The organism is Duganella sp. CY15W (assembly GCF_009857555.1).
GTDB classification, from domain to species: domain Bacteria; phylum Pseudomonadota; class Gammaproteobacteria; order Burkholderiales; family Burkholderiaceae_D; genus Rugamonas; species Rugamonas sacchari.
Genome location: NZ_WWCQ01000003.1, coordinates 56,106 through 75,101, shown reverse-complemented (window position 1 = coordinate 75,101; position 18,996 = coordinate 56,106). Strand labels below are relative to the sequence as shown.

At 60.4% G+C, this 18,996-nt stretch carries 18 protein-coding genes; 10 read left to right on the top strand and 8 right to left on the bottom strand.

Annotated features, from left to right (window positions below; all coding sequences use genetic code 11):
• Window positions 1-20: 20 nt before the first annotated feature.
• Window positions 21-629 carry a glutathione S-transferase family protein gene (locus GTP58_RS15265; protein ID WP_072785596.1) on the bottom strand — a complete coding sequence of 203 codons (609 nt, stop codon included), beginning with the start codon at window positions 627-629 and terminating at the stop codon, window positions 21-23.
• Window positions 630-732: 103 nt separating this feature from the next.
• Between GTP58_RS15265 and purB the strand changes: the two genes are divergently transcribed.
• From purB to GTP58_RS15235, 6 genes are all read left to right on the top strand, one after another.
• Window positions 733-2,109 carry an adenylosuccinate lyase gene (gene purB, locus GTP58_RS15260; RefSeq protein ID WP_161078209.1) on the top strand — a complete coding sequence of 459 codons (1,377 nt, stop codon included), beginning with the start codon at window positions 733-735 and terminating at the stop codon, window positions 2,107-2,109.
• Between the two features lie 149 nt (window positions 2,110-2,258).
• Window positions 2,259-2,786: a cytochrome b gene (locus GTP58_RS15255; protein ID WP_072785592.1), complete on the top strand. Its 528-nt coding sequence runs from the start codon at window positions 2,259-2,261 to the stop codon at window positions 2,784-2,786.
• A gap of 23 nt (window positions 2,787-2,809) precedes the next feature.
• Window positions 2,810-3,364, top strand: a complete 555-nt coding sequence (locus GTP58_RS15250) for a YceI family protein (RefSeq protein ID WP_161078208.1) — start codon at window positions 2,810-2,812, stop codon at window positions 3,362-3,364.
• A 19-nt stretch (window positions 3,365-3,383) separates the two neighbouring features.
• Window positions 3,384-3,950 carry a YceI family protein gene (locus GTP58_RS15245; protein ID WP_072785588.1) on the top strand — a complete coding sequence of 189 codons (567 nt, stop codon included), beginning with the start codon at window positions 3,384-3,386 and terminating at the stop codon, window positions 3,948-3,950.
• Between the two features lie 153 nt (window positions 3,951-4,103).
• Entirely contained in the window at window positions 4,104-6,257 is a 2,154-nt protein-coding gene (locus tag GTP58_RS15240; protein WP_161078207.1) for a S46 family peptidase, read from the top strand.
• Window positions 6,258-6,362: 105 nt separating this feature from the next.
• On the top strand, window positions 6,363-6,929 hold the full coding sequence (locus GTP58_RS15235) for an NADPH-dependent FMN reductase (RefSeq protein WP_161078206.1): 567 nt from the start codon (window positions 6,363-6,365) through the stop codon (window positions 6,927-6,929).
• On the opposite strand, the gene GTP58_RS15230 is transcribed toward GTP58_RS15235, so the two are convergent.
• Complete coding sequence (locus tag GTP58_RS15230) at window positions 6,930-7,628, bottom strand: hypothetical protein (protein ID WP_161078205.1); 699 nt, start codon at window positions 7,626-7,628, stop codon at window positions 6,930-6,932. It abuts the gene before it with no gap.
• 183 nt (window positions 7,629-7,811) lie between these two features.
• Here GTP58_RS15230 and GTP58_RS15225 point away from each other — a divergent pair, with 183 nt between their 5' ends.
• From GTP58_RS15225 to GTP58_RS15215, 3 genes are all read left to right on the top strand, one after another.
• Window positions 7,812-9,500: a M14 family zinc carboxypeptidase gene (locus GTP58_RS15225; protein WP_161078204.1), complete on the top strand. Its 1,689-nt coding sequence runs from the start codon at window positions 7,812-7,814 to the stop codon at window positions 9,498-9,500.
• Between the two features lie 83 nt (window positions 9,501-9,583).
• Window positions 9,584-11,728 (top strand): FUSC family membrane protein, encoded by a 2,145-nt coding sequence (locus GTP58_RS15220; RefSeq protein WP_161078886.1) that lies wholly within the window; start codon window positions 9,584-9,586, stop codon window positions 11,726-11,728.
• Window positions 11,729-11,745: 17 nt separating this feature from the next.
• Window positions 11,746-12,663 carry an EamA family transporter gene (locus tag GTP58_RS15215; protein WP_161078203.1) on the top strand — a complete coding sequence of 306 codons (918 nt, stop codon included), beginning with the start codon at window positions 11,746-11,748 and terminating at the stop codon, window positions 12,661-12,663.
• Here GTP58_RS15215 and GTP58_RS15210 read toward each other — a convergent pair whose 3' ends face one another.
• Window positions 12,664-13,956 carry a GGDEF domain-containing protein gene (locus tag GTP58_RS15210; RefSeq protein WP_161078202.1) on the bottom strand — a complete coding sequence of 431 codons (1,293 nt, stop codon included), beginning with the start codon at window positions 13,954-13,956 and terminating at the stop codon, window positions 12,664-12,666. It abuts the gene before it with no gap.
• Between the two features lie 193 nt (window positions 13,957-14,149).
• On the opposite strand from GTP58_RS15210, the gene GTP58_RS15205 reads away from it, so the two are divergent.
• Window positions 14,150-14,371, top strand: a complete 222-nt coding sequence (locus tag GTP58_RS15205) for a hypothetical protein (protein ID WP_072785581.1) — start codon at window positions 14,150-14,152, stop codon at window positions 14,369-14,371.
• Between the two features lie 204 nt (window positions 14,372-14,575).
• On the opposite strand, the gene GTP58_RS15200 is transcribed toward GTP58_RS15205, so the two are convergent.
• The 5 genes from GTP58_RS15200 to GTP58_RS15180 form a co-directional block, all read right to left on the bottom strand.
• Complete coding sequence (locus GTP58_RS15200) at window positions 14,576-16,033, bottom strand: amino acid permease (RefSeq protein WP_161078201.1); 1,458 nt, start codon at window positions 16,031-16,033, stop codon at window positions 14,576-14,578.
• Between the two features lie 342 nt (window positions 16,034-16,375).
• On the bottom strand, window positions 16,376-16,882 hold the full coding sequence (locus GTP58_RS15195; protein ID WP_161078885.1) for a DUF1993 domain-containing protein: 507 nt from the start codon (window positions 16,880-16,882) through the stop codon (window positions 16,376-16,378).
• 147 nt (window positions 16,883-17,029) lie between these two features.
• Window positions 17,030-17,275, bottom strand: coding sequence for an AbrB/MazE/SpoVT family DNA-binding domain-containing protein (locus tag GTP58_RS15190; RefSeq protein ID WP_161078200.1), 246 nt, complete (start codon window positions 17,273-17,275; stop codon window positions 17,030-17,032).
• A gap of 95 nt (window positions 17,276-17,370) precedes the next feature.
• Window positions 17,371-17,898, bottom strand: a complete 528-nt coding sequence (locus GTP58_RS15185; protein ID WP_161078199.1) for an EF-hand domain-containing protein — start codon at window positions 17,896-17,898, stop codon at window positions 17,371-17,373.
• Between the two features lie 92 nt (window positions 17,899-17,990).
• Complete coding sequence (locus GTP58_RS15180) at window positions 17,991-18,992, bottom strand: succinylglutamate desuccinylase (RefSeq protein WP_161078198.1); 1,002 nt, start codon at window positions 18,990-18,992, stop codon at window positions 17,991-17,993.
• Between the last annotated feature and the right edge of the window lie 4 nt (window positions 18,993-18,996).

Genomic DNA, 18,996 nt, shown 5'->3' with positions numbered 1-18,996 from the left:
ACGCCCTTCGGGGCGTTTTTTTATTGGGGCACGGTGTCCTTGAACGACGGGCGTTCGGACAGCTTGTCATACAGCCTGGCCAGATTGGCGTAGTCATCGCGCCAGCTGATTTCCGGGAAGCGGAACGACAGCCAGCCCAGCGTGCAGCCCACCGCCACATCGGCCAGCGAGTAATGAATACCGGCGCAGTACGCCTGGTCACCCAGCTTGTCCGACAGCGACTTCAGGCCCAGATCGACCTTGCGCAGCTGGCGCGCCATCCACTCTTCACTCTGCAATTCCTTGGGGCGCATGGTGCGCTCCAGGCGCACACTGACTGCCGCATCCAGCATGCCATCGGCCAGCGCTTCCCAGCACTTGACGTCAGCGCGGTCGCGGCCGTTTGGCGGCAGCAGCTTGCAAACCGGCGTCAGCGTATCGAGGTATTCCACCATGACGCGCGAATCAATCATCACCGTACCATCTTCCATGACCAGGCTGGGCACTTTGCCCAGCGGGTTCAGCTGGCTGATGGTGCTGTCCGCGGCCCACACATTTTCCAATTCAAACTGGTAATCGAGCTTTTTTTCCGCCAGCACCACACGTACCTTGCGGACATAGGGACTGGCGAGGGAACCGATAAGTTTCATAGACGCTTAGAGAGGAAGAACAGGCCCCAGTATAACATCGGCGGGTTGGCGGCCAGCCAATGGTAAAATCACGGTCTGCTCTTTCAACTTCGCTCTTTCCATCATGACCACTACTCCTTACTCCACGCTGTCGGCGCTGTCGCCACTGGACGGCCGCTACGCCGGTAAAACCGATCTGCTGCGCCCTATCCTGTCCGAATCCGGCTTCATGCACCACCGCGTCAAAGTAGAAATCTCCTGGCTGCAAGCACTGTCGCAGGCCGGCTTCGCCGAAATCAAGCCGTTCTCGGCCGAAGGCAACGCCCTGCTGGACAAGATCGCCAGCGGCTTCACCGAACAGGACGCCGCCCGCATCAAGGAAATCGAAGCCGTCACCAACCACGACGTCAAAGCCGTGGAATACTGGCTGAAAGAGCAAGTCAAGGATGTGCCGGAACTGGTGGCCGCCTCGGAGTTCATCCACTTCGCGTGCACCTCGGAAGACATCAACAACACCTCGCACGGCATGATGCTCAAGGCCGCGCGTGACAGCGTCATGCTGCCATCGCTGCGCAACGTGATCGCCAGGCTGACCGAGATCGCCCACGCCAACGCCGACCTGCCGATGCTGTCGCGCACCCACGGCCAGACCGCCAGCCCGACCACGCTGGGCAAGGAAATGGCCAACGTGGTGGCCCGCCTGCAGCGCGCCATCAAGCGCATCGAGCAAGTGGAAATCCTCGGCAAGATGAACGGCGCGGTCGGCAACTACAATGCCCACCTGTCGGCCTACCCATCGTTCGACTGGCCTGCCTTCTCGAAAAACGTGATCGAGCAGCGCCTGGGCCTGGTATTCAACCCCTACACCATCCAGATCGAACCGCACGACTACATGGCCGAACTGTTTGACGCCTTCGCGCGCGCCAACACCATCCTGCTGGACCTGAACCGCGACATCTGGAGCTACGTTTCGCTGGGCTACTTCAAGCAAAAGCTCAAAGCTGGCGAAATCGGTTCGTCGACCATGCCGCACAAGGTCAACCCGATCGACTTCGAAAATTCCGAAGGCAACCTGGGCCTGGCCAACGCCGTGCTGAAACACCTGTCGGAAAAACTGCCGGTCTCGCGCCTGCAGCGCGACCTGACCGATTCGACCGTGCTGCGCAATATCGGCGTCGGCTTCGGCTACACCCTGCTGGCCTACGACAGCTGCCTGCGCGGCCTGAACAAGCTGGAAGTCAATCCGGCCCGCCTCGAAGCCGACCTGGACGCCAACTGGGAAGTGCTGGCCGAGCCGGTGCAGACCGTGATGCGCCGCTATGGCATCGCCAACCCGTACGAACAGCTCAAGGAACTGACCCGCGGCAAGGGCATCTCCAAAGTGGCGCTGCAAGAGTTCATCAACGGCCTGGCCGTGCCACAGGAAGCCAAAGACCTGATGCTGGCGATGACGCCAGCCAACTACATCGGCATTGCTGCAGCTCTGGCAAAAGCCATCTGATGTAAACAGGCAATCTGCCTTACACTAGCCCCGGCGGCGCAATCAGCGTCCCCGGGGCTTTTTTCATGCAAATCCGGCCTCTTCAAGCACGTCTCAGAATTCTTTGGTATATTTAGTCCTAACACGTACTATTCCAACGGAGCTGCTTTATGCCACGCTATACCAAAATCGCCATGTTGCTGCATTGGCTAGTCGCCTTGCTCATCATTGCCACCTTCTTCCTGGGGCTGTCGATGGTTGCCATCCCCGGCTTTTCCCCCACCAAGCTGAAATACTTCTCGTGGCATAAATGGATGGGTGTCACCGTGCTGGGCCTGGCCGTGATCCGCGTGCTGTGGCGCAAGGCCAACCGTCCGCCGCCGCCGCTGGCCTCGATTCCCGTGTGGCAGCACAAAATTGCCGACGGCATGCACTACCTGCTGTACTTCCTGATCTTTGCCGTGCCGCTGTCCGGCTACTTCTACACCTATGCCGCCGGCGTGCCGGTGGTCTACCTGGGCCTGTGGCAGATGCCTGCCGTGATCGCTCCGGACCCTGAACTTAAGGCAACTTTAAAAACCGTTCATTATGTTCTGACCATGACAATGGCAGCCGCCGTCGTTGCCCATGCCCTGGCCGCACTCAAGCATCACTTCATCGACCGCGACGTCACGCTCAAACGCATGCTGCCGCTGTAACCCTCACCCACTGGAGCCCTACCATGACCACCATCAAAAAAATCGCCCTTGTTTCCCTGCTGGGTGTCGCCTTTGCCGCCAGCGCTGCCGCCCTGAAAACCGATCCGGCCAAAAGCACCGTGACCGCCACCTTCAAGCAAATGAACGTGCCGGTCGATGCCAAGTTCAAGAAATTCACCGCCGCGATCGACTACGACGCCGCCAAGCCGGACGCGGCCAAAGCCACGGTAGAAGTGGAGACCGGCAGCATGGACCTGGGCGATCCTGAGTACAACAAGGAAGTCACCAAGAAAGAATGGTTCAACGCCGCGCAATTCCCCAAAGCCACCTTCGTCTCCTCCTCGATCAAGCCAGCCGGCACCGGCAAGCTGACCGTGACCGGCAAGCTGACCATCAAAGGCAAGGCGACCGACGTCAGCTTCCCGCTGACCGTCAAGGCCGACGGCAAGAACCAGGTATTTGACGGCGTGCTGCCAATCAAACGCCTGGCCTACAACATCGGCGAAGGCGAATGGAAAGACACCAGCATGGTAGCGGACGACGTCATCCTCAAATTCCACGTGGTCGCCGGCCAATAAGCACGGAGAAACCGACACGATGAAAGCACAAATCCTGATTGCCGCGCTACTGGCCGCGTCCGCGACTTCCGCAATTGCCGCCACCTACAACATCGACCCGACGCACACCTATCCAAGCTTCGAGGCCGACCACATGGGCCTGTCCGTATGGCGCGGCAAGTTCGACAAAACCAGCGGCACCGTCACCATGGACCGCGCCGCCAGGACCGGCGGCCTGGACATCAAAATCGACCCGGCCTCGATCGACTTCGGCTTCGACAAAATGAACAGCCACGCCAGGGGCGCAGACATGTTCAACGTTGAAAAATTCCCGACCATTACCTACGTCAGCAAATCCTTCAAATTTGAAGGCGAACAGCTGGTGAGCGTGGACGGCGAACTGACCATGCTGGGCGTCACCAAGCCCGTCGCGCTCAAAGTGAACAAATTCAAGTGCATCATCCACCCGCGCCTGAAGCGTGAAGTCTGCGGCGCCGACGCCACTGCCGAGTTCAAGCGCAGCGATTTCGGCCTCAACTACGGCCTGCCCGCCTTCTCGCCAGAAGTCAAACTGGCGATCCAGATCGAAGCCATCAAAGCCGAGTAAACAAGTTCGGCCCACTCCGGGGTCAGGTCCGTCATTTCTACACGGCCTCTGCAGTAGCGCACGCTACGGCAGAGGCCGTGTAGAAATGACGGACCTGACCCCGGATTTCATTGTTATACTGCTCAGCGCTTTTCAACCACTTCATACCGAGACATGAAAAAAACTCTGATCGCGCTCGCTATCCTGAGCGCCAATGCCTATGCCGACGAGGGCATGTGGATGCCGCAGCAGCTGCCACAAGTAGCCAAAGATCTCAAGGCCGCCGGCCTGAAACTCGATCCAGCCACCCTGACCAAACTGACTGAATTCCCGATGGGCGCTATCGTGAGCCTGGGCGGTTGCTCGGCGTCGTTCGTGTCGCCGCAAGGTCTGGTGGCAACCAACCACCATTGCGTCTATGGCAGCGTCGCGCACAATTCGACGCCTGAGCGCAATCTGCTGGCGAACGGTTTCCTGGCCCACAATCTGGGCGAAGAGCTGCCGGCCGCACCTGGCAGCCGCATCTTCGTGACCAAGGCGGTCACCGATGTCAGCAAGCAGGTCGTCACGCTGGAAGTGGCCAAGCTGAGCGGCAAGGCGCGCAGCGACGCGATCGAGAAAAACACCAAGGCGATCCAGACCGCGTGCGAAAAAGACGCCGGCCACCGTTGCACCGTGTCGTCCTACTACGGCGGCCTGGAGTTCTACTTGATCAAGCAACTGGAAATCCGTGACGTGCGCCTGGTGCACGCACCGCCTGAAGGCGTGGGCAAGTTCGGCGGCGATACCGATAACTGGATGTGGCCACGTCACACCGGCGATTATGGCTTCTACCGCGCCTATGTCAGCAAGGACGGCAAGGCCGCTGACTACAGCAAGGATAACGTCCCTTACGTGCCGCAGCATTATCTGAAACTGGCCAAGGAAGGCGTGAAGGAAGGCGATTTCATCATGGTGCTGGGCTACCCAGGCCGCACCAACCGTCACCGTCTGCCATCGGAAGTGGCCTTTACTTTTGACTGGAGCTACCCGGCCTTCGTGAAGACCTCGGCGGAAAAACTGGCCATCATCGCCGACACCACCAAGGACAACAAGGACACTGCGCTCAAGTACGCTTCGCAAGTGGCCAGCATCAACAATTACTACAAGAACCGCCAGGGCATGCTGGACTCTTACGCCGGCAGCGATATGCTGAAGCGTAAAACTTCCGAGCATGAAGCGCTCAAGCAGTGGATCAATGCCGACGCCAAACGCAAAGCCGAGTACGCCAGCGATATCGAGGCCGTCGAGAAGCTGATTGCCCAGCGCGATGCGGAGTCTCAGCGTGACTATAACCTGGCATCGTCCAGCCCACGCCTGCTGAACACCGCGCGCACGCTGTACCGCCTGGCCAATGAAAACACCAAGCCAGATGCCGAGCGCAAGTCGGGCTTCCAGGTGCGTGACGTGCCGCGCATCAAATCGTCGGTGGACGCCCTGGTGCGCAACTACGATGAGAAGGTCGACAAGGCGCTGGTCATGAACAGCCTGACCAAGTACGCGGCCCAGCCGGCGGCCCAGCGCAACGCTGCATTTGATTCCGTGGTCGGCATCAAGGACGGCATGAGCGCCGCCGATCTGCAAGCCGCACTGGACAAACTGTACGCCGGCAGCAAGCTGGGCGACGCCGCCGAGCGTAAAGCCTGGCTGGAGCGCAAGCCGGCCGACTTCAAGGCCAGCGACGACGCCTTCATCAAAGCTGCCGTGGCCCTGTACGAGCCCGACCTGAAATCGGAAGCGGAAGATGAAGAACTGGGCGGCAAGCTGCAGCAAGCCTACGCCAATTACATGAAGGCCAAGATCGCCTACATGCACAGCAAGGGCCAGGCAGTTTACCCTGATGCCAACAGCACCCTGCGCGTGACCTTCGGCAAGATCGCCGGCCGCGACAAGGGCGCTGACGGCACCAGCTGGAAGGCCTTCACCACCGTGGAAGGTGTGGCTGCCAAGGCCACCGGCCAGGGCGAGTTCAATGCCCCAGCCGCACAGCTGAAAGCGATCAAGGACAAGGACTTCGGCAAGTACGTCGATCCTAAGCTGAAGTCGGTGCCTGTGGCTTACCTGGCCACGCTGGACATCACCGGCGGCAACTCCGGCTCGGCCGCGCTGAACAGCAAGGGCGAGTGGATCGGCCTGGCGTTTGATGGCACGCTCGATTCCATCATCTCGGACTGGGACTTCAACAAGGCCATGACCCGCGACATCCAGGTCGACCTGCGCTACATCCTGTGGAACATGAAGCATGTGGACCACGCCGACAATCTGCTCAAGGAAATGAACGCCGAATAAGCCGCCATATCTCTTAAGCCAGAAGCCACGCCCCAGTAATGCGGCGTGGCTTTTTTTCTGGATGGGTTACATTACTGTTTCCGCCCACCCACCGAAGGAGATGTCATGCCCGCCAAGAAGATCGCCGTTGTGATCGGCAGCCTGCGCAAGGATTCGCTGAACCGCAAATTCGCCCACGAAATCATTGCGCTTGCGCCGCCGTCGCTGGAATTCGAGATTGTCGAAATCGGCGAGCTGGCCATCTACAACCAGGATCTGGAAGAAAACGGCGCGACCGCACCGCAGGCGTGGACGCATTTCCGCCAGCGCATCAAGGACGCAGATGGCGTGCTGTTCTTTACGCCGGAATACAACCGCTCGATTCCCGCACCGCTGAAGAATGCCATCGACGTTGGCTCGCGTCCTTACGGCAGCAGCGTGTGGAGCGGCAAGCCGGCCGGCATCGTCAGCATTTCGCCGGGCGCAACCGGTGCGTTTGGCGCCAACCACCATCTGCGCCAGTGCACGGTGTTCCTCGACATGCCGCTGCTGCAGCAGCCGGAAGCGTATATCGGCGGCGCCGCCAACCTGCTGGGCGCTGACGGCAAGCTCAATAACGACAGCACCAAACAGTTCCTCAAGAAATTCATCGACACCTACGCCACGTGGGTGGAAACCAACGCCAAGAAGTAATCAGCGCTTGATGGCGGTGAAGGCGTAGCCGGCCGCCGTCAGCGCAGCGGGCGCGCCGGACGGTGCGCCGCGGTTCAGCTGCAGCAGGCTGGGTCCGGCCACCAGCGCCAGGTCGGCGCCCGGCATGCGCTGGGCCAGTTCCGCCGCTGCTGCCTCCGCCGCGCTGACGTACAGCCGGTATGATGAACGGCTGTTGCCCATCTCCAGCATGTAACCCGCAATCGCCGCCGCCTCTGCGCCCCCCGCCATGGCCGTCACGCGCAGCCGGGTGTTCTGCTTGCGCAGGTCCAGCGCGTTCCACACCTGCATGGGATACAGCTGCGGCCCGCCTGCGCTCACTGGCGCGGCGTCCACCTCGCCGACGATCACTGGCACGCCATTCCGCAACGCCTGCAGTGGCGCGAAGCCAGCGTAATGCCCCGCGCTGGCGGGCAGCACCAGCAGCAGGTCCGCCTCGGGCCACGCGCGCGCAGCGTCCTCGCTGTAGGCCTCGCCATCCGCATCCACCACCAGCAAGCTCAAGCCCTGAAAGCGCACCAGCGCCAGCCCGTGCCCGGCCAGTTGCACGCGTCCCTGCGCCATGCCAGCCGTCGCTGCGCCGCCCTGCCCGCGCAGCTCAATCACATACTTCGGCCCGATCTGGGCCACGCCCCAGCGGCACACCAGTGCCAGCAATATCACCACTATCACGGCCCGCATACGGTTCTCCCGGCTGATCGACAAGAAAACCAGTAAAGCACCATTGGATAAATTTACCTTGAAGCAACTCAACACCTGTGAGCGGGCGCTTAAAAAACGGGCATCGATGATACAATCTCGCCCTCGACAGCAAGCTTATCCAGCTTGCATTCCCTAGACATTCCCGCTGAGATCCAGACGACCATGCACCCAGACATGCCGACGCCGTACGAACAAGGTAATCAAAACCAGACCACCACCTGGAGCGACTGCATCGCCTTCTACGAAGAGCTGGCGCAACGCTTCCCGCACGTGCTGCGGTTTGAACAGATCGGCACGTCCGACGGCGGCATTCCCGTGCACGCCGGCGTCGTCAGCGCCGACGGCGTGCATGACCGCACCCAGATCAAGGCCGAAGGCCGCACCGTCTTCTTCAACAACAACGGCATCCACCCCGGCGAACCCGAAGGGGTGGATGCCTGCATGGCCATCGTGCGCGACCTGTGCTTCGATCCAGTCAAACTGACAGCGCTGGGCAAGACCGTGCTGCTGTTCGTCCCGCTGTACAACGTGGACGGTGCGCTGAACCGCGCCAACACCTCGCGCGTGAACCAGGACGGACCGGAGCAATTCGGCTTCCGCGGCAACAGCCGCCACCTGGACCTGAACCGCGACTTCGTGAAGTGCGACACGCTCAACGCCCGCATCTTCAACCAGCTGCTGACCAGCTGGGACCCGGACGTGATGGTCGATACCCACACCTCCAACGGCGCCGACTATCCGTACACCATGACGCTGATCCATACGCAGGCGGACAAGCTGGGTTACGGCCTCGGTCCTTTCCTGCGCGAGACCATGCTGCCGCACATCTACAAGGAGATGGACGCCAAAGGCTGGCCAACCTGCCCCTACGTCAATCCGGTCAAGGACACGCCAGACGACGGCATCGCCGAGTTCCTGGAGGTGCCGCGCTTCTCGACCGGCTTCGCCGCCCTGCACCACGTGATCGGCTTCATGCCGGAAACGCATATGCTCAAGCCCTACAAGGACCGCTACGATTCCATGCGCGCCCTGCTGGACGTGACCATGGACTTCACCATCCAGCACGGTGAACAGATCAAGCAGCTGCGCGCCGCCGCCCGCGAGCAGGCCGCCAATGCCAAGGAATGGACCGTGGCCTGGAAAATGGACGAAGCCAATCCATCGACCTTCCGCTTCAAAGGTTACGAAGCAAAGCGCAGCGCCAGCCTGCTGGGCAACTACCAGCGTCTGTCCTACGACCGCAGCCAGCCATGGGAAAAGGATATCGCCTACTACAACAGCTTCGTACCGGCAGCCACCGTGCGTGCGCCGAAAGGCTACATCGTGCCGCAAGCCTGGCGCGAAGCCATCGAACGCCTGCAATGGAACGGCGTCGAGATGGCCCGCTTTGACGAAGCATCGACCGTGGAAGCGCAGTACTACCACATCACCTCCGTGACTTCGCGCGCCAACGCCTACGAAGGCCATATGTACCACGACGACGTGCAGCTGGAAGCGCGCATCGGCAGCTTCACCGTGCAGCCGGGCGACTACTTCATCCCGCTCAAGCAGGCCAACGCCCGCTACGCTGTCGAAACGCTGGAACCGCAAGGCCACGACTCCTTCTTCCGCTGGGGTTTCTTCAACAGCGTGCTGGAGAAAAAAGAAACCTTCTCCGACTATGTATTCGAAGACCTGGCGCTGGAGATGCTGGAAACCGAGCCTGAGCTGAAAGCCAGGTTTGAAGCATGGAAGACCGCCAACCCGGCGCTGCTGTCGGACCAGGATGCGGTACTGGGCTTCATCTTCGCCAACGGCAAACGTCATGCGGAACCGGAGTGGCGCCGCTACCCGGTTCTCTCTGTACTGTAAAAAAGTAGTCCCTCTGCGTCATTCAACATGCACACCACGGCGATCCTGTGGTGTGCATGCAAGCTGCCCACAAGGCCCAGGCCATGCATTACGCGTTAAATTTCCGAACCTTCTTTTATAGCCACTACTTCTCGCTTGGCCTGCGCTTTGCTGCGGGCCTGGTCGGCGTCACCCTCATCACCCTGCAATTCGCCGACATGGCGGTCGCCATGACGGTGTGTATCGGCGCGCTCTGTACCGCGCTGATGGACATGCCCAGTCCCTTGCGCCACAAGTTCAACGAGATGAGCGCGTCGGTGCTGCTGTGCGGCGCGGTCACCCTGTTAATCAGCCTGTGTGCGCCGTTCCACTGGCTGCTGATGGCGATGCTGGTGGTGGTCAGCTTTGGCGCCTGCATGATGGTCGTCTACGGCAAGAAGTCGATGCCGCTGCAACTGGCTACGCTGTTCATCATGACCATGTCGATGGAACACGACATGACGGCACGCGAGTCCTTCATCCACACCGGCCTGTTCACGCTGGGTGCGGTGGCCTATCTGGCCTACGCCATGGGGATCTCGTGGCTGCTGCGCCACCGCATCAAGCAGCAGGTGCTGGCGGAGGCGCTGTTTGAACTGGCGGCCTACATCGACATCAAGGCCGACTTCTACGACACGCGCTACAACCTCACCGAACAATTCAATAAGCTGATCCGTCATCAAAGCCTGCTGGCCGACCGCCAGCAAGCCTCGCGTGACCTGATCCTGCGTTCGCACCAGAACGAGAAGGATGCCATCGTGGTGCAGGTCCATGTCTGCATGCTGGATCTGTACGAGCTGATTCTGTCCACCCACACCGACTATGCGCAGCTGCGCGCCCACCTGGTCGACTCGCCAGTGCTGAAAACGCTGCATGACCTGGCCTATAAGGCGGCACGCGATATCGAATCGGTGGCCTACGACGTCACGCGCAAGAAAGCCTCGTACGCCGAGATCAGCTACGAACCGGAGCTGGATGCGATTGAAGCCGAACTGGCCGCGATCCAGCAGCGCATCGACGACGGCAAGCCGCAGCAGGAGGCGCTGGCCGTGCTGCGCGCGCAGCGCAACAAGATCCGCGCCATCATCAAGATGATCGGCGAGCTGCATCAGGCCAGCCAGAAGATCTACGACACCACGCCATTCTGGGCCGACGCCGACATGGGACCTTTCCTGTCGCAGCAGAAGTATGAACTCCGCATGATCCTGTCGCACCTGCGCTGGGACTCGCCGATCTTCCGCTTCTCGCTGCGCGTGGCGATGGCAATTTCGGCGGGCCTGGTGGTTGGCGCATGGCTGCCGTATGCGGCGCACAGCTACTGGATCGTGCTGACTATCGTGATTATCCTGAAGCCCAGCTTCAGCATGACCAAGCAGCGCCGGCGCGACCGCATCGTTGGCACGGTGATCGGCTGCGTGCTCACCGCGCTCATCATCAAGTTCCTGAACTATCCCGCCTTCATCCTCGGTGCGCTGATCCTGTCGACCGTGGCGATGCCCACCTTTGTCTACCTGCGCTACCGCTACGCGGCGGTGGCGGTCAGCGTGATGATCCTGCTGCAAATGTATCTGATCGCCCCGGGCAACGAGAACCTGATTATGGAACGCCTGGTCGACACCATCGTCGGCGCCGCAGTGGCGACGGCGTTCAGCTTCGTGCTGGCCAACTGGGAATATCAAACCCTGCCACGCCTGGTGCGCCAGGTGCTGGACGTGAACCTGAGCTATATGCAGGCCAGCTTCGATCTGCTGCAAGGCAAAGGCAAGGACGATTTCGCCTACCGTATCGAACGCAAGCGCCTGATGGACAGCCTGGCCGCGCTGAGTTCCGCGCTGGTGCGGATGCTGGACGAGCCATCGAGCAAACAGCGCGCGGTGGAAGACATCAACCTGTTCATCGTGCAGAACTACCTGCTGGTGGCGCACGTGGCGGCGTTGCGGGCCATCCTGCGCCGTCACACGAAAGAGCTGCCGGTCGGCCCGGTCCATGCGATGCTGGAACAAAGCCACGATCAGGTAGTGCAGATCCTTGAGCACGCGCTCGATCCGGACCAGGCTGACATCGAACCGCTCATGACGCCGATGGCGCCGGACGCCAATGCCGTGCCGTGGTCCGGCTGGCCACTGGTCCAGCGCCGCATCCGCCTGCTGCAGGCCGATGCCGTGAAGATCATCACCCACCGCGAAGCAATCCTGCGCGACGTCAGCTAGGCTGCTACCATAGGACGATGAATCCATCGTCCTCTCACCTTACCACCCGCGACCTGCTCTCCGCCCTGGTGGTGGTCCTCATCTGGGGCACCAACTTCGTCGCAATGAAGGTTGGCCTGCGCAACCTGACGCCGTTCCAGATGGGGGCGGCGCGCTATGTCTTCGCCATCCTGCCGCTGATTTTCTTCGTGCGCCCGCCCAAGCTGGCGCCAAAGTGGGTCATCGCTTATGGCTTGAGCCAGGGCGTCGGCCAGTTCGGCCTGCTGTTCCTGTCGCTGAAAGTCGGCATGTCCGCCTCGCTGGCCTCGGTCATCCTGCAAACGCAAGTCTTCTTCACCGCCATCTTCGGCTTCATGCTGTTGAAGGAACACGCCAGCCGCGCGCTGATCGCAGGCCTGATGCTGGCGGCGGTGGGCCTGGCCTGCTTTGCCACCAGCTCCCTGCAATCCACCAGCGCCAGCGACATCACGCCCGCCGGCTTCGTGCTATGCCTGACCGGCGCTGCCATGTGGGCCGTCTCCAATATCGTCGTGCGCCGCGCGCAGAAGGAGACGCCGGACTTTGACGTCATCAGCTTCATCGTCTGGTGCGGCGCCGTGCCGATCGCGCCATTCGTCCTGCTGTCACTGGCGTTCGACGATCCCGCCACGCGCTGGCAGTGGACCAGCGCACCATTCACAACCTGGATTGCGGTGGCCTATATCGGCTGGATGTCCACCATCATCGGCTATGCGATGTGGACACGCCTGCTCAAGCGCCATCCCGTCAACCGCGTGGCGCCATTCAGCCTGGGCGTGCCGGTGGTCGGCATCACCTCCGGCATGCTGGCCCTGGGCGACACCATCACCGGCTGGCAGTGGGCAGGCATCGTGCTGATCGTATTCTCGCTGATCTGCACCATGTTCGGCGGCCGCTGGCTGGACCGCCATTCATAGTCAGGAGAAGCAGACGCGGTTGCGGCCCGTCTCCTTGGCGCGGTACAGCAGCGCATCGGCCTTTTGCAGCATCGCTTCGGCGGTGCCGGCCGCCAGGTCGGCATACACGCCCATGCTCATCGTGACCTTTAATTCCGGATGTACCTGGTGCCACGGGAAGCTCTCGATGATGCCACGCAGCTTGTCGCACAAAGCGGCCGCTTGCGGCAACTCCGTCTCGGGGAAAGCGATCACGAACTCCTCGCCACCGTAGCGCGCCACCAGGTCGCTCAACCGCATATGGCTGCGCAGGATCTCGCCCACCTGGCGCAGCACGATGTCGCCGGTGGCATGCGAGAAGTTGTCATTGATACGCTTGAAGAAATCAATATCGCCTATCACTACGCTGAATGGCCGCTTGTGGCGCACCGCATGGCTGAACAGGGTAGTGGCTTGCTCGTCGAAGTGGCGGCGGTTATGCAGCTTGGTCAACGCATCGCGCACACTGAGCTCGCGCAGTTGTTCGGCCTGAACCAGGATGGTCTGGTGCGAGTCGCTCAACTCTTCATGCGAACGCGCCAGCTTCTCGCTCATGGCATTGAAGGCAGCCGCCAGTTCGGCCACTTCGTCCTTGCCCTCGACCGGTACGCGCTGCAGGAGCGAACCGCTATGCATGGCGCGCACGGCGCTGGTCAGATGGCCCAGCGTACGGCCAAGGCTACGGCTTAACAGCAGGCCAAGCGCCAGCGCCAGCACTGCCGCGCCACTGACGCCAAACCACAGCGCATCGCGCATGGCGTCCAGATACTGCTGTTCTTCCTTGCTGGGCGTGAGCACGCCCTCTGGCGAAACGTAAGCCACCACGCGGCCTTGCACCTCGACCGGCCGTGCATTCTTGCGCGCCGATTCCGGCAACGGCTCGCCATGTTCATAGACCCCGGCGCCCAGCACCACATTGAAATTCTGATCGGCCAGGATGAAGTGGAATGGTGGCTCGCCACGACGCCCAGACTCCGGCCCCGGTCCCCCATCTTCGCGCGGCGGCCGGCGTCCCTCCGGCGGTGGCGCACGATCCTCAACCTGCCTGCGGCCATGCATGAACGTATCAAAGCCATCCTTGCCGGGACTGGCCTGCCAGCTACCGTATTGCTGCACATACGCCGTGACAGCCTCATGGAAGTGCTCCGCCGCGCGCTCGCGCCGGATACTGTCCACCTTCTTGGTCATGCCGACATAGGCCAGCCCGCCCACCATTGCTACTGCCGCCAATCCGGTCAACAACAAAGCCAGCATGAATTTTGTGCGCAGAGACATCCCAACCCCATCAAACCATTGCCAATTGGACAGCAATCATACCGCAAGGCAGTCGGGCTTCAAGCGCTTTTTTTCATTGGGGAAACTCAAGTTATATTGAATACTTATGGCTCGTATCATAAATCAAAAGTTTATTTATTACTGAAATGCGAGCATACTGCAACGCAACAAACGAACATTTATGGAGTCTCTGATGAGCGCAACGACCTACGACAGCATCGCCACCCCTGGCTACTTCGCCAATATTGCCACCGCAGCACGTCAACTGTTTGACGCGATCTTCGCGGTGCAGCCAGCTGTGTCGCAGCGCAACACGGAAGAAACCATCTGGTGGCTGAACAGCCTGGCGAATGACTGCGAGCGTCACTCCCCTAGCCTGTCCGCCGAACTGCGCTACTTCGCCTCGCGCGGCTAATCGAATATCACCTTACTGGAGAAAACTATGCTGACCATCATCGAAAACCTGCCTGCTGCAATCGCCCTGTCCGGCCTGGTGCTGCGCCTCTACCTGGGCAGCCAGCCAGAAACCAAAGCGGAATAAGCTGCTTTCGCACACGTCAAAATGGCAAAAAGCCCCGGCACGCATCAGCGGCCGGGGCTTTTTTAATTTTGCAGTGCCTTAGTTCAGGCGCGAATGACGCATCCCGTACAGCAGGTAGGTCAGAATTGCCGCGCTCATCCAGATGCCAAACACCGTGTACGTGGTCAGCGACAGGCCGAACATCAGGTACAGGCAGGCGGCGATGCTCAGGCCAGGCACCAGGTAAGGACCGCCCGGCACGCGGAAGCCTTTTTCCGCCGAAGGCCCCGCCTTGCGGCGCATCACCGGCACCGCCAGCGACACCACGCTGAACGCCGTCAGCGTCCCCATGCTGACCATATCCCACAGGAAGGTCGCATCCACAAAACCAGCCACCAGGCCAACCACGATGCAGACGATCAGCGTGTTATGCACCGGCGAACCGGTGCGCGGGCTGACCTTCTGGAACACCGGCGAAATCAGGCCATCCTTGGCGATCGCGTACAGAATCCGGGTCTGGCCGTAGATGGTCACCAGCGTCACGCTGAACACCGAGATGACCGCGCCAGCCGCCAGCACCAGCGCCGGCCAGGTCTGGCCCGTCACGTTTTGCAGGATCACGGCGAGGCCGGCTTCCTGGCCGGCGAATTTGGCCGCAGGCTGCGCGCCCATCGCGGCCACGGCAACCAGCATGTAGAACACCGTCACGATGCACAGTGCAGCCAGAATGCCGATCGGCACATTGCGGGTTGGGTTCTTTACTTCTTCGCCGGCGGTCGCCACCGTGTCCAGGCCGATGAACGAGAAGAACACCGTCGCCGCAGCAGCCGTCACACCGGCCATGCCGGTGTAGTGCGTGCCGCCGTCCGGGCTAAAGAATGGGTGGAAATTGTTTATATCAAAGCCGCTGAAGGCAATCACCACGAAGAAGATCAGGATGACCAGCTTGATCATCACCATGATGGCATTGGTGCGGGCGGATTCCTTGGCGCCGCGCACCAGCAGCAGGCAGCACAGGCACACCAGGATAATCGGCGGCAGATTGATATGGCCGCCGTGGAATTCAATGCCATGCGCGGTGGAGACAATGCTCGGTGTACGCAACATCTCGGGGATGTGCCAGCCGAAGGCATTATTGAGGAAGTTGTTCAGGTAGTCCGACCAGCCGATCGCCACCGCACTCGCAGCGAGGCCATATTCCAGCAACAGGCAGGCCGCCATGATGAAGGCCAGGAACTCACCGACAGTCGCGTAGGCAAACGAATACGACGAGCCGGACGCAGGAATACGGAACGACAGCTCGGCATAGCACAGCGCAGTCAAGCCAGCGGTAATTGCAGCGATGAGGAAGGACAGGATCACCGATGGGCCAGCCTTCGGCACAGCTTCAACCATGGTGAAGAAAATGCCGGTACCGATGGTGGCGCCGACACCGATCATTGTCAGGGGAAACAGGCCTACAGAGCGGTGCAGGGTATTGCTGCTTGAAGCTTGTTCTGCGTTTTTATTATCGACCAGCTTGGTACGGGTCAGTTTCTGGACCAGCGTTTGGTTCACAGGCAATCCTTGTGGGAGATATGTTCGGGCAAAAACACAGCGATTATAGGGCTTTCCGCGCCATGGCCCTATAGGTATTTTGTGCCAGAAAAACAACTTTAACCCTTACGCCACAAGGGTTAGGTTACAAGTGCTTACTTTTGATACAGCGGCATGTATAGATTGGAAATAGCGTGCGGGTTACTCTTGAGTCAAGTGTTACCCCAAGCCAAGAAGGAGCCCAGCCATGCCGATCAAAAAAATCCCGACCGTCTCCCGCCGCGTACATCCGGCAGCCATTACCGGCGCCGCCATGGTGCTGCTTGGCCTGGCTGTCACCCTGACTGCACTGCTGGTGCGCGCTTAAGCGTAAGGTCCCAGATAATCGCGCTTGCCGACTGCGATGCCCTGATTACGCAGGATGTCGTGGGCGGTGGCGATGTGGAAGTAAAAGTTGGGTAGTGCGAAGGTCAGCAGATAGCTCTCGCCGGTGAAGTCCGGGAAGCCGCCAAAATTCAATTTGACCGTGCGGGTTTCGCTGCCGTCAAACTGCTCCGCATTGACGCTTTCCAGATACGCGATGGTATTGGCGATACGCTGCTGCAGCTGATCGAAGGACGTTTCGTTATCTTCAAACTTGGGCGCGGCCACGCCGGTCAGGCGCTCCACCGACATCTTCGACGTATCGCTGGCGCGCTGTACCTGCGCCGACAGCGGCAGCATGTCATCGGCCAGCCGCGCAGAGATCAAGGCATCGGGCACAGAGCCATGCTGCTCCACATGCGCCTCGGCCTTCTTCAGCAAATCCGCCAGCACCGTCAAGCCGCGCACAAACGCCGGCACCGTCAATTGATACATCGATATCGCCATCATCAACTCCCTGCGGAAGGAAAACTGGGAGTGTAGCGCAAGCGTTCAAACGATGCGCTGCATGCCGGGAATCTTGCTGGCTTTGTGATCAAAGGTAACTGTCATCTGCCATCAAGAACGGAACAAGAACGTTTGTGTCTATTCCAATCATTTTTGATCCAGCATGGCGCGTTTAATTCCCAGGCCAACGAGCTCTTCCACAGAACCATCAATCTCAGGCCTCGGCAAAATCCCCTTGATGACATCAAGCGAGATGTTTCGCCCTACTAGCACAATGATGCCGTCCAGATCGCGTATGAACTCGATCTTGCCGCCATGCTCGACACCCAGCTCTTTACGAATGGCATAAGGAATGGTGACCACACCTTCAGGAGAAACTTCAGCTTCGTTCATGATCGACTCCATCTATGGGCAGAGTCTCACTGTAAGCCGATGTATGGTAAATGCAAGCGGGCCGTGCTTTGGGCTTGCGCGGCCCCAAGGCTTGCTTAGGCCAACTGGTCGATGTTGGTGCCGAGATTGGCAGGGTTGGTGGCAGCGGCCTTGCTGGCCTGGGCCAGGTCGTAGATCAGCTGTTCTTGCTGGGTGACGGTGCCGTCTTCATTTTTGTCAGCGGCCTCGTAGGTTTTGCTGGCGCTGCTGGCGCTGACGCTGCTGCTGCTGCCTGAACCGCCACCACCGCCTGCGCCGCCCGCACCATGCGCTGCACCGCCGCCTTGTGCTCCGCCTTGTGGACGCGGTGGCTTGAAATCACCGCTCTTGATGGCTGATTCGAGATCGTCTTTGGTGATCGATCCGTTTCCCTGCTTGTCGATGGCGTCGAACTGCTTGGTCGCGTCGTCGGACGAAACGCCTTTAGATTCAAGGCCTTTAACAAATTCGTCTTTGCTAACCTTGCCATCGGTATCCGTATCCATGTCTTTAAAGACCTTGGATGCGAAACGTGCCGCGCCTTTGGATGGATCGAATGTGGCGGCGCCGGTGCTGCTGGATGTGCTGCTGATTGCGGTTGTCATGGCTCTTACTCCGTGGTTAAGGACAATGCTGTTCCTGTTAACGAACTAATCCATGTATCCATGACCCCGCGAGGTGTAAAGACGCGTAAAGATCAGGCCACGCGTACCACCATCAGGCCCGCGCGCAAGCCGACACGCACATCGGGATTCGGAAATACCACCAGCTCTTCCGGATACTGCACGGTGTAAACCGTATCCCCATCACGCGCAATCTCTTCACCTTGTTTCATGGCGGTGAAGTTGTGCGTCTCTTTACCAAACGCCATCTGGAACTGGTCACTCAGCTTGATGATCTGGCGTGCCGTGTTGAAGATATGCGGACGCTGCGTGCCTTCGCGCAGCGGTGCGCCGCGCAGCAGATCATCCAGCGCTTGCGATGCGGCCTTGAACTGCGTCAGGTCGTTCTGGCCCAGCGTGCCGATGCGGCCCAGCTCAATCGTGGTGCCAGCCGCCGCATGATGCTCGGCCGAGTAGTAGCTATACGTGCCCACCGACGCCGGGTTCATGATGATGGCGCCGATCTCCGCAAGGCCCAGCCAGTCAATCAGCTGCGTGCGCGGTTGATCGGCAATTAGCTCCGGCACGATGGCAAAGGTTGGATACACCGACGGACGGATCGCCGTATGCAGGTCGAGGTGCCAGCGCACCGGGCCTGCATCGTTGAAGAAGTCCGTGGTCGCCGCAATCATCACATCCGCGCGCGCAGCTTCCGCCGTGCCTTCCAGCGTGCCGCGCTGCGCACGGAACATGCGGTTCAAGTCTGCATCGATAAAGCGTTTGCCAGCGCGGATTGCGCCGATGTTGCCGACGCAAAGCATCAGGTCCACCGCGAGCGCGGAAGGCTGATGCGACAAGGCGTCCAGCAGATAAGCCACGACCTCGATCGGCCCTGTCTCGTCGCCATGCACGCCGACCGAAATCAGCACCGCCGGCCGCGCAGCATCACGCGGACCAGCCGCTTTGATCGTGATGATCCCATCCGCCGGCTCGGCGACCGTGAATCCGGCCGCCGTGAAGCGCTGCACGACGGCGCTGAAATCTGCTGCCGCCAGCGAACGGACGGCTTCAGGCAATGCTCCTGGCAAATCGCTCATCGTA

What these genes read in the sequence shown, in the direction of transcription:
- GTP58_RS15250 (WP_161078208.1), top strand. Translation starts at nt 2,810, where the DNA reads ATGACCACCATCAAAAAAATCGCCCTTGTTTCCCTGCTGGGTGTCGCC.
- GTP58_RS15245 (WP_072785588.1), top strand. Translation starts at nt 3,384, where the DNA reads ATGAAAGCACAAATCCTGATTGCCGCGCTACTGGCCGCGTCCGCGACT.
- GTP58_RS15220 (WP_161078886.1), top strand. Translation starts at nt 9,584, where the DNA reads ATGCATTACGCGTTAAATTTCCGAACCTTCTTTTATAGCCACTACTTC.
- GTP58_RS15185 (WP_161078199.1), bottom strand. Translation starts at nt 17,898, where the DNA reads ATGACAACCGCAATCAGCAGCACATCCAGCAGCACCGGCGCCGCCACA.
- GTP58_RS15255 (WP_072785592.1), top strand. Translation starts at nt 2,259, where the DNA reads ATGCCACGCTATACCAAAATCGCCATGTTGCTGCATTGGCTAGTCGCC.
- GTP58_RS15195 (WP_161078885.1), bottom strand. Translation starts at nt 16,882, where the DNA reads ATGGCGATATCGATGTATCAATTGACGGTGCCGGCGTTTGTGCGCGGC.
- purB (WP_161078209.1), top strand. Translation starts at nt 733, where the DNA reads ATGACCACTACTCCTTACTCCACGCTGTCGGCGCTGTCGCCACTGGAC.
- GTP58_RS15190 (WP_161078200.1), bottom strand. Translation starts at nt 17,275, where the DNA reads ATGAACGAAGCTGAAGTTTCTCCTGAAGGTGTGGTCACCATTCCTTAT.
- GTP58_RS15235 (WP_161078206.1), top strand. Translation starts at nt 6,363, where the DNA reads ATGCCCGCCAAGAAGATCGCCGTTGTGATCGGCAGCCTGCGCAAGGAT.
- GTP58_RS15225 (WP_161078204.1), top strand. Translation starts at nt 7,812, where the DNA reads ATGCACCCAGACATGCCGACGCCGTACGAACAAGGTAATCAAAACCAG.
- GTP58_RS15205 (WP_072785581.1), top strand. Translation starts at nt 14,150, where the DNA reads ATGAGCGCAACGACCTACGACAGCATCGCCACCCCTGGCTACTTCGCC.
- GTP58_RS15230 (WP_161078205.1), bottom strand. Translation starts at nt 7,628, where the DNA reads ATGCGGGCCGTGATAGTGGTGATATTGCTGGCACTGGTGTGCCGCTGG.
- GTP58_RS15210 (WP_161078202.1), bottom strand. Translation starts at nt 13,956, where the DNA reads ATGTCTCTGCGCACAAAATTCATGCTGGCTTTGTTGTTGACCGGATTG.
- GTP58_RS15265 (WP_072785596.1), bottom strand. Translation starts at nt 629, where the DNA reads ATGAAACTTATCGGTTCCCTCGCCAGTCCCTATGTCCGCAAGGTACGT.
- GTP58_RS15215 (WP_161078203.1), top strand. Translation starts at nt 11,746, where the DNA reads ATGAATCCATCGTCCTCTCACCTTACCACCCGCGACCTGCTCTCCGCC.
- GTP58_RS15240 (WP_161078207.1), top strand. Translation starts at nt 4,104, where the DNA reads ATGAAAAAAACTCTGATCGCGCTCGCTATCCTGAGCGCCAATGCCTAT.
- GTP58_RS15180 (WP_161078198.1), bottom strand. Translation starts at nt 18,992, where the DNA reads ATGAGCGATTTGCCAGGAGCATTGCCTGAAGCCGTCCGTTCGCTGGCG.